Consider the following 13,375-nt stretch of genomic DNA (forward strand, 5'->3'; position numbering starts at 1 on the left):
CCCAGCCATACACAGATACACCCCTCTCATACGAGAAGTAGATTACCATATTTCGGTATTAGTGGGATAGGTTCATGCCTCCAGGTAACTCATGAGCGTAGTGATGTTGGCTTCATTGTCTTCTGCTAACAAAATTTTGGGGGTTTGGGCTGATTCTGCCGCCGCCATGACAATGGCAGCTTGTGGGTTGGGCGATTGAACCTTTGCGAAAATGCGGTTCAATGCTTGATAAAACTTTTGTCGCGAGAGAGGTTTTAAAAGATATTCAGTAGATCCTAACTCTAAGCTGCGCGATCGCTCATCCACTACTGAAATGAGAATAATCGGAATATTCTGAGTCTGGGGATGTGCTTTTAACTCCCTTAAAACTTCCCATCCAGAACTCTTAGGCAGCAAGATATCCAGCACAATCACATCCGGCTTGACTTGTAGAGCAACTTTCAATACACCTTCCCCAACTGGGTGAATTACACTAGTTGCGCCTAATTCCGCAAAATATCGTTTAATTTGGTTGGCAGCCACACCGGAATCTTCCACCACTAAAGCTTGTTGGATTTCACCTTCGTTCAATGGGGCTTCAGGTAATGGTGAGTCATCTTGTTTAAATAAGGGATGCCACGGCAACATGACACTAAAGCAACTCCCTCGTCCCACCTCGCTCTCGACGTGGATGCTGCCACCATGTAAATCGACAATACGTTGGATAATCGATAATCCTAGTCCGGTTCCTGTGTAACGTCGTGATAGGGAACTGTCTAACTGAATAAACGGCTGAAATATCTGGCTCAAATTTTCTGGGGAAATCCCAATTCCGTTATCAGTTACCCGAAATTCAACGGCTTGCTGTGGCGAGTTCATCTTGACTTCAAACTTAACGCGACCTTCATCGGGCGTAAATTTCACCGCGTTTGTCAACAAATTGACCAACACCTGAAGCAATCTACGTTCATCAGCTTCGATCTCGGTGATGGTTTGATCGATTTCGCAGATTAATTGAATTTGTTTTTGTCGAGCTTGTTCTTTAACAAAATTGAGGCTAGATTCACAAACTGAATCAAGCGAGACTGGACGTAATTCAATCTCCATCTTGCCTGACTCAATTTTAGATAGGTCTAAAATATCGTTAATCAATGCCAGTAAGTGTTCCCCACTCTGTTCGATGGTCTTTAAAAACTGGCTTTGTTTCGGGGTTAAGCTACCAAATACTTCTTCCAATAGGGCTTCAGATAATCCGAGAATTGAATTGAGAGGGGTACGCAACTCATGACTCATATTTGCCAGAAATTCGTCTTTGAGTCGGGCAGCTCTGGCTAATTCTGCATTGGCTAAACTGACACGCTCACTACTATGACGCAGTTGGGCTTCTGCCTCCTTCAGCTTGGTAATATCTCGTCCCACAGATTGAAATTCTGTACATTGTTTTTGTTGATTAAATATCATCCGGTTGATCCACTGAGTCCAGCGAATTTCCCTGTTGATAATGACTCGGTTCTCAACCGTGACGGTGGGATTTTCGGCACTCATAGAGTTTACCAACCGAGTCACCATTTCCCGATCCTCTGCAAAAATCACAGGTTGAAAACTCTTACCAATAATTTCCTCTGGTTTTAGCCCAAAGTAACGACAATAAGCACTATTAACAAACTGAATGGTGCTATCTGGTAAATACCGGGCAATCAATTCTGTTTGATCTTCAACAATGGCACGATAACGGGCTTCACTCTGCTGCTCTAGTTGGGTATAAGCATTAGCTTGCTGGAGGGCAATTCCCAGGTGAACTGCAAGTTGTTGTAGTAATTCAATTTCCATCGATTGCCACGATCGCGGGGCAGTACAATGATGAGCAATCAAAAGTCCCCACAAATGGTCATCTCGCAGAATGGGAACAACTAAATTTGCCCATACCTGAAACTGTGCGAGAAATTCCACATGACAGGGAGCAAGACTGCCGTCATAAATATCAGATTTTGCCATCACCCGCCCTTGCTGATAGCGTTCTATACAACTTTCGGCAAAGCAAGGGTCATAGATTTTGGCCGACAGGACTGCTCGCCATTCTCCGACAACAGATTCGGCGACAACAATGCCATTTACGTCAGAATCTAACTGAAAAACGATAACGCGATCGGTCTGGAGAAACTGGCGCACCTCAGTTACAGTAGTTTGGAGAATTTCATCTAGTTCCAGTGATTGGTGGATTTGCTGGCTGATTTGTCTAGTCAATCGTTCTCGTTCAATCTGCTGTTGCAGTTGGGTACGGATCTGTAGGCTGGCGATTGCTCGATTCATTGCCAGGTGTAACCCTTGTGCGCTAATTTGCCCTTTGACTAGATAATCCTGTGCGTCGGCTTTCATCGCCTGAACTGCGATCGCTTCATTGCCCTGTCCTGTTACCATAATCACCGGGAAACATTGCTGTTGCAGGCAGGATTGTAACCGAGCCAGAAATTCCAGTCCATCCAAATCGGGCAGTCGATAATCAAGTAAAACGACATCTGGCTGGTGTTGCTGCCATAGTTCCAGACCTTGTTTACCCAGTGCCGCCTCTAAAATAGTATGGGAATACTCCCGATCGCTTAGTAAATACCGCCGATAGAGTTCTCGGTCTTCTGGGGAATCATCGACAATTAAGACAGTGCGCGATCTCTGACTCATGACTAATCCTTGGGATAATCAGGCAGTGTCGTCACTTCAAACCAATATTCCACAAGCATCTGAATATCTCGTTTCAGTTGAGTAAAATTGATTGGCTTAACAATGTAGCTGTTGACACCATATTGATAGCATACTTCAATATCTTTAGGATTGTTAGAGGTAGTAAACACCACCACCGGAATCATCTTCAAGTTGTCATCCTGTTTAATTCGGCGTAACACTTCTCTTCCATCGGTTCCGGGCAGATTCAAATCAAGCACAATCAAACCGGGACGGGGCGCACTCTGGCGCTCCACATAACTGCCAGTGCGATAAAGAAACGCCAAGGCTTGTTCCCCATTTACACACCTCTGAATAGCGATCGCAATGGTAGAACGCCCTAGAAATCTTTGCAGTGCCTCAAAGTCTTCGTTGCTATCCTCGACAATTAAAAGTAGTGGCGTTTCCTGCATCGGGAAGGCTGAAATCCGAGTCATGTATTTGCCTCCGCTGACAGGGTGAAGTAAAACGTACTACCTTCAGTGGGGGTTGATTCCACCCAAATTCTACCACCGTGACGCTCCACGATTTTGCGGGCAATGGTTAACCCTACGCCAGTCCCACCGCCAAAGTCATCCCGTCCATGTAAGCGGCGGAAGATTTGAAAGATTTTGTCGAGATGTTCTTGGGGGATGCCAATACCGTTATCACGAACATAGAAAGTTAGAGAAGTAGAAGCAACTTTGCTTTCTCCATTGCCTTCGATGAAACCAATTTCGACCCACTTCTGGGGTTTATCGTTGTACTTAATGGCGTTGCTAATCAGGTTGCTGAAGAGTTCATTGATCTGAGCGCGATCGCCTTGAACGCTTTTCAGGGGTTGAGGAATGCGGAACTCAACTTCGCTCTGCGGTCGGGAAATGGTCAAAGTGGTGATTACCTGGGGCACTAACTCGTTTAAATTCACTGGTTGCCGAATCAGTTCGGCGCGTCCCAACCGCGAGAAATGGAGGAGGGAATTGATCAGGTCTTCCATTCGCTGCGTCAGCCGTACCAAGGTTTGCAGTTTCGCCATTCCATCGCTATCTAGTACGTCTGCATAGTCTTCCATTAAGAAGTTAGCGTAGTTGTGAATGCCCCGCAGCGGTTCTTTTAGGTCATGGGAGGCAACATAAGCAAAAGAATCAAGCTCTTCGTTACTCCGTTGTAATTCAAAATTCATCGATGCCAGTTTATCTGCCTGCCGCAATACAACGCCCACAACTAGACTTCGCAGTTCAGTAACCGCCTCTATTTCACAGGGTTTCCAGGGCAGGGCAGATCCTTGCACCGTTTCTTGCCATAATTCAAAGGATTTGCGAGGAGACATTCTTAAACTACCATCTGAGAAAACTTCCACAGGCTTGTTGGGGTTGCCGCCCCAATTCACCGTTTGAATTACCTCTGGGCGAAACCAGAGAATGTAATTGTGGTGAACTTTGGAAATTTCCAGGGCTAACACGCCACTAGCGATCGCTTTAAATGACTCAGCAGCAAGGTAATTTTTCGTGAGCGATCGCGTCTCAAACAAATTATGATGCAGTTGAGGTTTAATCCAATCAAGTAAAGCGTGAACCTCTGACTCCGAGGGCGTTTTACCGACTCGAATATACTGGTCGCCACTACATATCACCGCTCCTGTGGCACTAACCAGATTGAGTAATTGAGATTTCATTTGCACCATGCCATCCAGGAAATACTCAGCCTGAGACAACCCTTCCACAAATTGAGTTTGTAATGACTTTAATTGACTTTTGTAATCAATATCTTCACTCGCTTCTTTATTTGCCAGTTCCACAGACATCACCTGTCCAATGAACTCGCAGATGGTGCGGATATTGTAAGAAATATATTTGGGTGACGAATGGTGACAGGCAATCAATCCCCAAAGCTTTTGCTCGTGCATCAGAGAAATAGACATAGAGGCAGTCACGCCCATATTTTGTAGGTACTCTAGATGAATTGGAGAAACACTCCGCAACACCGAGAGACTGAGATCCAACGGTTGATTTGTTAAAGGATTGTTCGCTGGAATTAAGGTGACAGGCTGGTAGCTGGCATCTGGAATCAGCCGCAGCCAATTAAGGGTATATAGCTGTCGGGCTTGCTTAGGAATGTCAGAAGGCGGATAGTGTAAATCCAAATAGGGCGTTTCCTGATTGGTGTCTTCAGCGATGACGCTGCCTGCCCCTTCCCGATCAAATCGATAGACCATGACACGCTCGAAGCCAGTGATTCGCCGAACTTCTGTCACCACAATCTGGCACATTTCTAGCAGCGTTGGTGCTTTCTGAATCCGGGTGATGGTTCCTCTTACCTGTTGATAGAAGTCAAAAAAGCCTGTTTTATCCTTCGCTTTTTTCGGCTCTAATTCTAGAATAATAATATTATCTAAATGATGGACAATACCATCAAAATAAATTGATTTATTTTGATGTTTGATGGACAGATTTAAGGGATTGACGCTCTCAAAATCCTCGGCGAGACATTGTTGAATCAGCTGAATATGCTTGATATCAAGTAAATCTGACAACGGCTTGCCTAGCAATTCATCAGGTTGACGACCAACAACTTTCTGGATGTTGCTACTCACCTGAAGGATTTCCAGGGTGGGATCTTGCAAAACTAGTAAAACCCCGTGACGCTGGATCAAACTTGGAATGTGGATCGGTTCGCGATCGCAGTTTGTCAAATCAATGATCTCATCAGTCATTCTCTGTTTATCCAACTCCTCATTAGAACTCTGGCTTAAAGGAGGCAGAAGGCAGAAACTCTTTATATCTGAGATTTTGAGTCCTGCATTTTATACCTCACTTAAAAGCAAACTCCTATATTCACACTACTAGCCTAAACTCAAACTAGAGTCTCCGGTATCTACTCTTGGCTTAATGTTTCAATCAACAAATCTACCTGTTGCTGTCGCTGTTGCAAAAAACCTTCGCACTGACGCAAATACTCCACAGCAGTTGCAAATTGGTCAAACACAGCTTCCAACTCCAACTCACCCGCCTCAATGCGAGTAATAATTCCCTCTATCTCAGCAACCTTCGCCTCATAATTCCAACCTTCCTCAGAACTAGAAGCACCCTTACGTTTAACCATTCAACTCTCTGCGTCCTTGGCGTCTTGGCGGTTCGTTCACTTCCATAACTTTCACTTTAACGCTACCTTGCCCCAATTCAATCAACAAATCTTCCCCCACAGCCAACTCCACCGCCGAACGAGCGATCGCCCCATCTTCCCTTCTCACCACCGCATAACCACGCTGTAACACCGCTTTCGGGTCAAGAGTTGCCAACTTCTGCCGCAATAATTCTAAATGCTGCGTTGCTTGCTGCGATCGCCCCATCGTAATTTGCATCAAATGCTGACGCTTCCAAGCAAGCTTTTCCACCTCCTGCTGCACTTGCCGATCTAACCGCAAACGTCGCAAACGATTACGTAATACTTGCAGTTTATTCTCAGCATTTTCTCTAAAGTCATGCACCGCCTCATGTAAAGCCACAATTCGCTGTCGATGTTCAGTATACAACTCTGAAAGTGCTGGTACAACCATTTCCGCCGCCGCAGTCGGTGTATGCACACATACATCTGCAACTAAATCTGCTAAAGATTCATCTCGTTGATGGCCGATCCCAGTAATTACAGGAATCGAACAACTAGCCAGCGATCGCACCACTCGTTCATCATTAAAGCAAGCCAACTCTTCCACCGCGCCACCACCCCGCGATAAAATTAGCACTTCGGCGCGGCCATCTCTTTCCACCCGCTCAATTGCTTTGACGATAGATTCAGGTGCTTGCTCACCTTGTACGGTCGCCGGAGAAAATAAAACGTGTAAACCTGGATACCTTTGCTTCAGGGTTTTTTGAATATCACCCCAAGCAGCAGCCGTTGGTGAAGTGACGACAGCGATCGTTTGAGGGTGGGTGGGGAGCGATCGCTTTCTTTGCGCGTCGAACAATCCCTCAGCCAGCAAGCGGTTTTTGAGTTGTTGATAGCGTAATGCCTGTAAACCAACACCAGCAGGTAAAGTCTGCCAAACTGATAACTGATACTCTCCCCGTTGTGGATATAGGCGAATACTACCCAAAATAATTATTTGCTCACCAGGAACAGGCATTTGGGCGAGTTTTGGCAATTGGCTATTCCATACTACACACTTAATTCCGGCGGTGCGATCGGGATCTTGCAGTGTAAAAAATAAACCACTGCGATGGTTGTTAGCACTGGAAACTTCACCAGTTACCCAAACTTGCCGCAATTGTTCATCTTGCTCTAACAGCAAGCGGATATAGTCAGTTAATCCAGAAACTGAAAGCGCTGTATCGAGTATCAGAGAGTCGGGAAGGTCGAAAGTCATCAAAGATACCTGAAAGCATTTGTGCTGGAGAGATTCTAGCATTTTAATGAAAACCAAAGGTTAATCCAGTAAACGCTTCAATCTTTTGTAGACATCATCATTACGCTTACCGACTAAAATCACTTCAATCTTTTGTAGACATCATCATTACGCTTACCGACTAAAATCACTTCTATTAAATCGCGATCGGGAAAATACCTGTAAATAATTCGATATTCACCACTATCAACTCGATATAAACCCTGATAACCAGATAGCTGCTCACTATCAGCGGGTAAAGGCTTAACATTCAAAGCCAAAACCTTTTTTGCAATCTGTGCTGCTATCTTAGGCTGTAAACCGTTCAGAAAATCAAGATACTTGTTTACCTGTATTCCAAGTTTTCTTCAGTTCTCTCCTTAAGACTTTGAATATCAATCTCTGTATAAGAGCATACTGGGCATATTAGTCCGCTTTGTTTGGGGCTTGCTGGATGAACACCATTCAAAAAGCTCTGTTCCTCATAAGTATGATATAAGCAACACTCTTGATGAAACGCTTGTTTTATTGATGATGTCAATCTCCAAGTTACATGTGTTGCTTTATCTCTATGGTTATGGGTTAACAATCTAGTTAACAAGCATATATCAGAACGACCTATATAAATTGGATAAAAACGACTAAGACCTATATTTCCTAATACATATACACCAATCTTATCTTTTGGAATGAGACTGCGTAGTATGTCTGGAGCTAGTTGATATGCTCTTTCCATTACTGATCATCAGCAAGCTTCTTAATATACTTCCTTAATTGAACACCCCAATAGCTTCTAAGCTCGGTCATTACTTCATTAATTGTCGGATTATCTAGATCAATCATGCTTTCAGCGCGGCCGTAAGCCATAAGTAGTAAATCGATTGCGTACCTAATCACTAGAGCTGTAGTCTGTGTATTTTCATCAGTAGATTGCTCCAGTTCTTCAAGTTTGTTGTAAATTTCACTAAAAAATGGATGTTTTTTGTTAAAGGTTAGAACAATTTGACCATTACCTATATGGTCTGTCTCCATAAACTCTGCACCTGCCATTGCTTTTGATTTGATTGATATTGGTAGTGGGCTAGGGCCAGCAACTTTTTGGCGCAACACTGTTTTCTCATATTCAGGAAGTTCTGGATCTTCTATAACTTCTCGTCGTTTATCTTCTTTTTGTTCTGTAGATAAAATTTTTCCTGCCTGAACAGCAGGTTTAACAGTTTTTTCCACCTCTTTAACAATATCTTCTGCTGGTGTATGAACACCTTTTTCTTGAGCGTTTGCAGCATCGACTCTCTTCCAGTATTCCTGAATCTCTTTCCTTAAATCAAGAACTTTTTTGCTGAGTAGTTTTTTAATAGCTTCTCTGAGTTCAGCTATAGGACGAGCACCGCGTTTAACATTTCGGATTTCCCAGCATTCATCTAAATCAGGTTCAAAATTAATCTCACATCCCCACCATCTATCTATTTCAATAACACTAGGAAGCATAGGATAGAAATTTCCAAATGCAACCTCTCGTTTATGTCTAAGAAGCGAAATACCTTCATTTTTATCAATTCTTCTCTCTGTTGCAGGAGGTTCACCACCTGCACCACGTTTGGATCTCAAACTTTCAGGTAGTAGTGTAAGAGTAATTTGTATTTCAGAAGTTTTATTAGGATTACTTGGAATTTGCCACTCTAGCTTGTGAGAAAATTCTACTTTAGCTGGCTCATCCTCTGAAAACCTTGTACCTTTTGGATTAAGATAAAGTGGATCATGAGCAATAATTGGCTTGCCATTTAAGTATATTTCTCTTCTATCCCATAAAAAATATTTATATGCACGCGATACCCATTCTTCAAGCTCATCCAATAAAAGCTTTGAACTTATGGGCTTTCCATTAGGATCAGTTTCTAGCCGATCGCATTTATCCCATACAATAATTGTCCCAGAATCTTGATTTATAAGAGGATTTATCTTTAGAGGTAGTTTTGTAATTACAGGATATGGTATCTCTAATTGATCTTTTTTAGCAATTTCATCTATATCAATATATGTTGATAAAAAATTACCTGTAGATTTATCACGCGAGAAAACAGTAATTTTTTTACACTGAGAAATAGCTGCGAGGGTTGCTCCTACTCCAAAGCGACCAATGCCTTCCCTATCATTATATCTTGTAGAATAACCTAGCTGAAGACAACTATGAAGTACATCAGCGTTCATACCATAACCATTATCGATAATGGCTACTTGCTGGATAACAGGTAACTTTTTTTTAGAGTTAGGGTTATCTTTCTCTACCGTCTTTGTAATAATCTCTATCTTTGTTGCCTGTGCTTGAATAGCGTTATCAATCGGTTCACCAACAGCAGTTGAGAAATCGAAACCAGAATCCCTCAAAGAGTTATATGCTGTAGCTAGTTCTAGTAAAGGTTTTCCTGATGTTGTGGGCATAATTTTGTCTTTAATAAACAAATAGATGGAAATTTATCAGTGTATCACCCTGATCTGGACGCATAGACTGACAGATTGCCATTGGTTGCACAGATACAGAGGAAGCAGACTAAATAATTGCAGTATATCTTCTACCAAAAGTGGTATTTAACGCTAAATCTGTCACTAAAACAATCAGTGAGCATTGAGTGAAGGTAAGAATTAGCATTTACGCCAGATAAACACACCTATAGCTAAAAGCTGAAAATAATAGTACGATGCTTAGATATTATAATACCAGCCCAGTCGTTCGGTTTATACCTTCAAGCCCCTAATCAACTGCAAATACCCTTGCTCCTTAAGCATACTGAAGTAAAAGCCAAAGTTGTTTCATAGGTGGAAGCAACCCAAAACCTTAAAATTCCTTCGCTACCACGCTGGAAGCGATATACATCCTTCTTTAACCAATGAAGCCGTCGTTGTCGATGATATACTAATTCGGATGGCGATCGCTCCTAATTGAGCAACCTCCGCAAATGCTCACGAGTACAGTTATACTAACAGGGTTGTTTAGGTAATTTATTTTTTCTTTGAAAACCCTTGCTTACCCAGCCAAAAAAAGCTATCTCTGAATGCAAGTTGGTATCATTGTGCAAAACTACCCTAATCTGGTAGCGATCGAGTTACGATCTTGTCACACCCTTTTTTGATTTGAGAAGTCCTATTCCAGAATTTTCTGGTTAAAATAGTATATCTGTTCTACTCAAACTCCGAAACCAACACTCCTTAAAACCATATATTTAGATTAGAGGCATTAGAGGCAGAAATGGCTATCAACACCGATACTTCCGGCAAGCAAAAAGCACTGACTATGGTGCTAAACCAGATTGAGCGCAGCTTTGGTAAAGGGGCAATCATGCGCTTGGGCGACGCTACCCGGATGCGGGTGGAAACAATTTCTAGTGGAGCGCTTACCCTAGATTTAGCATTGGGTGGTGGTTTACCCAAGGGGCGGGTAATAGAAATTTATGGGCCAGAAAGTTCTGGTAAAACTACAGTAGCGTTACATGCGCTCGCCGAAGTGCAAAGAAATGGCGGTATTGCTGCCTTCGTTGATGCTGAACACGCCCTTGATCCCACTTATGCTGCTGCATTGGGTGTAGATATTGACAATTTGCTGATTTCCCAACCTGACACTGGCGAATCAGCTTTGGAAATTGTCGATCAGCTGGTTCGCTCTGCTGCGGTTGATATTGTAGTCATTGACTCAGTAGCAGCACTGGTTCCCCGTGCTGAAATTGAAGGCGATATGGGTGATATTCACGTTGGTTTGCAAGCGCGGTTGATGAGCCAAGCCCTGCGTAAAATTACGGGCAACATTGGTAAATCCGGTTGTACAGTAATTTTCATTAACCAGTTGCGGCAAAAAATCGGTGTTACCTACGGTAGCCCAGAAACCACGACTGGAGGTAATGCATTGAAATTTTACGCTTCGGTGCGCTTGGATATTCGTCGAATTCAAACCTTGAAGAAAGGTACAGATGAATTTGGTAATCGCGTTAAAGTCAAAGTCGCCAAAAATAAAGTAGCGCCGCCCTTCAGAATAGCGGAATTTGACATTATTTTTGGTAAAGGGATTTCTACCTTGGGTTGTATTGTAGACTTGGCAGAAGAAACTTCCATTATTGTCCGCAAGGGGGCTTGGTATAGTTACAATGGCGATAATATCTCCCAAGGGCGAGACAACGCTATTAAGTATCTAGAAGAAAAGCCTGAATTTGCTGAAGAGATTAAGAAACTGGTGCGTGAAAAGTTAGATAAAGGTGCTGTTGTTTCTGCTAACTCTGTAGCTAAAGCTAGTGAAGAAGATGAAGAGGAAGAAGTCGATTTAGAGCCAGAAGAATAAAAAATGTGGATTTATTAATCTGCAATTGCTAATAGATGGTGCGTTACAAAGACAGCTAACGCACCTTATTTTTTCTCAAAATCTCTATTTTGGTATATAAAATGCAAGCCTAAATCCAGACAGTGAATAGATTTGGACTGATAAACGCATCCTACTTGATATTTTGGCGTAGACGTAGCCCGTCTTAGATATCGCACTGGTTTGTCACTGATGAATCCATCAATTTAAACTTGACAGACTACATATTAGGGAAAAATGAAAAAATACTAGATCGGGGTTTCAGCCTTAGATTGACACTAATGACCAGCTATATGGTAATATTTCATAGCATTATGCTAAAAAACTTTGTTTATAATCAAAGAGTAGCCAACCCATGAGTTTAGCTGTAATTAAGTTCTCTTCAGAAGAGTGCGGCATCTGCCACAAAATGTCTTTTTATGACAAAAAGGTGGCTGAAGAACTGGGTTTAGAATTTATCGATGTAAAAATGCAAGATACGACTGCTTACCGCAAGTATCGCAAGATTTTGTTGACTCAATATCCCGATAAATCAGAAATGGGATGGCCTACTTACATCCTCTGCAATTCTCCAGAGGGAGAATTTCAGATTGTTGGTGAAGTGAAAGGAGGCCATCCCAAAGGGGAGTTTAGAAGCCGTCTGCAAGAGGTTCTGGATTCCACAGCTAATCAGAACTAATTACCTCAAAAGATTTGACCTCTAAGGCAGGGCCAATCATGGCAGTAGTCATGATATCTTCACGCACCTGTCCTTTCACTTTTGCTTTTTGTCCGGCTTTGAGTAAGTCTTTGTCAGCCCCTCTGAGGATTTCGTAAGTAACACCCTCTTCTGTAACTAACGCCCATGCGCCTGTACCAATATCACGACGTTCGACTGTACCTGTAAGTGTAATGCTCATAACAGTTCTGAGTGCTGAGTGCTGAGTACTGAGTGGGGAGTAGGAAATTAGGAGAGACGCGATTAATCGCGTCTGTACAAGAGTTAGGAGTTATAAAAATTGATTTCCCATTCTCAATTTACGCAATTTTCTCTTCGTTTTTCAATGCTAAACCGAAGCCCCTTGTATATCAAGGTTTTTTGGCTCTGATCTATAATTCTACTCATTTGCTACTCATCCAGAGCATTTATAACCCCGTTTTGAGGATCTTTGCAGAAGTTCGCACTGCTAAAATGCTACTTATTTTCGTACCTACTTTGAGTAAACCTAATTGACAAAAAACCTAACCCGCATTCAGTGTTCCCGTTGCCACGAGTGGCATACTTACCGTAACGGCTGCAATCAGTGCAAGGACGGCATGATTCAGCGTTGGTATTGTCAAGATTGTGATCGCTCTTTTTAAGGCTATCGCCGTTGCCCGTAGTCGAAGTGACAAAACTTAATTTTTGTCACTAAATTTTTAAAAACTCTTGGCAGTACAAGAGAACTACTTTAAATTGTAAGAACCTAAATATTTTTTATTGATGACTAAACCAACTCTAGTACAAATTTTAGGAACAGGCACAACACGACTGGCGAATGGAGCTACTACAGCCAGTGCGGGACTATTTATTCCTGATGCTGCTTTAAGCGCTGCTGGATTGCTAGCCCTACAGATGGAAGCGCTGAAGCTCATTTAGTGGCTTTACTTTTAGCAGCTAAATCATATTTATCTCAAAGTAATTTTGATGCAAATATTGATCAATCTACTATTGTTGCTGAAGGATTTCCATCTTTTACGACACGTGGAACAACACAATATAGACTCGACCAAATAACTTTCTCTTTAGCAAAAATTGACAATATATTTTTGCTGCGTGAGCAGTATGAACCCAAAGACTTATTTGATGAAATTAAGCTCTATATCAACTTAGTGGGCGGCACATTAAGCGGAGATGATACAGTAATTGATAAGCCATCAAGTGACCTCAAATTAACAGAATTAACCCTCTTTTGTCACTCTAGGCAGAGGAAAAATAGAAATAAGGTATATTGAAGTTT

Annotated in this window: 13 protein-coding genes and 1 pseudogene; 5 read left to right on the forward strand and 9 right to left on the reverse strand. The window is 42.3% G+C overall.

All coding sequences use genetic code 11. From position 1 onward, the window contains the following. Positions 1–72: 72 nt before the first annotated feature. The 7 genes from HWQ43_RS15225 to HWQ43_RS15255 form a co-directional block, all read right to left on the reverse strand. Complete coding sequence (locus HWQ43_RS15225) at positions 73–2,655, reverse strand: response regulator (RefSeq protein WP_292735118.1); 2,583 nt, start codon at positions 2,653–2,655, stop codon at positions 73–75. A gap of 2 nt (positions 2,656–2,657) precedes the next feature. Next, the gene (locus HWQ43_RS15230; RefSeq protein WP_292735120.1) at positions 2,658–3,131 is read right to left on the reverse strand and encodes a response regulator; all 474 of its coding nucleotides are present in this window, start codon (positions 3,129–3,131) and stop codon (positions 2,658–2,660) included. Further along, entirely contained in the window at positions 3,128–5,386 is a 2,259-nt protein-coding gene (locus HWQ43_RS15235) for an ATP-binding protein (RefSeq protein ID WP_292735121.1), read from the reverse strand. The genes HWQ43_RS15230 and HWQ43_RS15235 overlap by 4 nt, the downstream gene beginning before the upstream one ends. Positions 5,387–5,547: 161 nt before the next feature. Further along, on the reverse strand, positions 5,548–5,775 hold the full coding sequence (gene xseB / locus HWQ43_RS15240) for an exodeoxyribonuclease VII small subunit (protein ID WP_099102361.1): 228 nt from the start codon (positions 5,773–5,775) through the stop codon (positions 5,548–5,550). Then, positions 5,768–7,036 (reverse strand): exodeoxyribonuclease VII large subunit, encoded by a 1,269-nt coding sequence (gene xseA, locus HWQ43_RS15245; protein ID WP_292735124.1) that lies wholly within the window; start codon positions 7,034–7,036, stop codon positions 5,768–5,770. The genes xseB and xseA overlap by 8 nt, the downstream gene beginning before the upstream one ends. A 119-nt stretch (positions 7,037–7,155) precedes the next feature. Next, positions 7,156–7,410, reverse strand: coding sequence for a type II toxin-antitoxin system RelE/ParE family toxin (locus tag HWQ43_RS15250; RefSeq protein WP_292735142.1), 255 nt, complete (start codon positions 7,408–7,410; stop codon positions 7,156–7,158). Positions 7,411–7,789: 379 nt separating this feature from the next. Beyond that, on the reverse strand, positions 7,790–9,493 hold the full coding sequence (locus tag HWQ43_RS15255) for an ATP-binding protein (protein ID WP_292735127.1): 1,704 nt from the start codon (positions 9,491–9,493) through the stop codon (positions 7,790–7,792). A 364-nt stretch (positions 9,494–9,857) separates the two neighbouring features. Between HWQ43_RS15255 and HWQ43_RS15260 the strand changes: the two genes are divergently transcribed. The 3 genes from HWQ43_RS15260 (at position 9,858) to HWQ43_RS15270 (ending at position 12,075) form a co-directional block, all read left to right on the forward strand. Then, entirely contained in the window at positions 9,858–9,995 is a 138-nt protein-coding gene (locus HWQ43_RS15260; protein WP_292735130.1) for a hypothetical protein, read from the forward strand. A gap of 303 nt (positions 9,996–10,298) precedes the next feature. Further along, positions 10,299–11,378: a recombinase RecA gene (gene recA / locus HWQ43_RS15265; RefSeq protein ID WP_114082455.1), complete on the forward strand. Its 1,080-nt coding sequence runs from the start codon at positions 10,299–10,301 to the stop codon at positions 11,376–11,378. Positions 11,379–11,751: 373 nt separating this feature from the next. Further along, positions 11,752–12,075 carry a thioredoxin family protein gene (locus HWQ43_RS15270; protein ID WP_094347267.1) on the forward strand — a complete coding sequence of 108 codons (324 nt, stop codon included), beginning with the start codon at positions 11,752–11,754 and terminating at the stop codon, positions 12,073–12,075. Here the strand turns inward: HWQ43_RS15270 and HWQ43_RS15275 are convergent. Then, on the reverse strand, positions 12,062–12,295 hold the full coding sequence (locus HWQ43_RS15275; RefSeq protein WP_289796246.1) for a hypothetical protein: 234 nt from the start codon (positions 12,293–12,295) through the stop codon (positions 12,062–12,064). The two genes, HWQ43_RS15270 and HWQ43_RS15275, sit on opposite strands and share 14 nt — an antisense overlap. Before the next feature lie 322 nt (positions 12,296–12,617). Continuing rightward, positions 12,618–12,770: a hypothetical protein gene (locus tag HWQ43_RS15280; protein ID WP_292735136.1), complete on the reverse strand. Its 153-nt coding sequence runs from the start codon at positions 12,768–12,770 to the stop codon at positions 12,618–12,620. 88 nt (positions 12,771–12,858) lie between these two features. Here HWQ43_RS15280 and HWQ43_RS15285 point away from each other — a divergent pair, with 88 nt between their 5' ends. Both HWQ43_RS15285 and HWQ43_RS15290 read left to right on the forward strand, forming a co-directional pair. Beyond that, positions 12,859–13,014, forward strand: a complete 156-nt coding sequence (locus tag HWQ43_RS15285; protein ID WP_292735139.1) for a hypothetical protein — start codon at positions 12,859–12,861, stop codon at positions 13,012–13,014. A gap of 161 nt (positions 13,015–13,175) precedes the next feature. After that, positions 13,176–13,301 (forward strand): annotated as a pseudogene (locus HWQ43_RS15290) (IS701 family transposase); the annotation flags it as partial. Positions 13,302–13,375 lie beyond the last annotated feature (74 nt).

Source organism: Nostoc sp. JL31, from assembly GCF_017114965.1.
GTDB classification, from domain to species: Bacteria; Cyanobacteriota; Cyanobacteriia; order Cyanobacteriales; family Nostocaceae; genus Nostoc; species Nostoc punctiforme_A.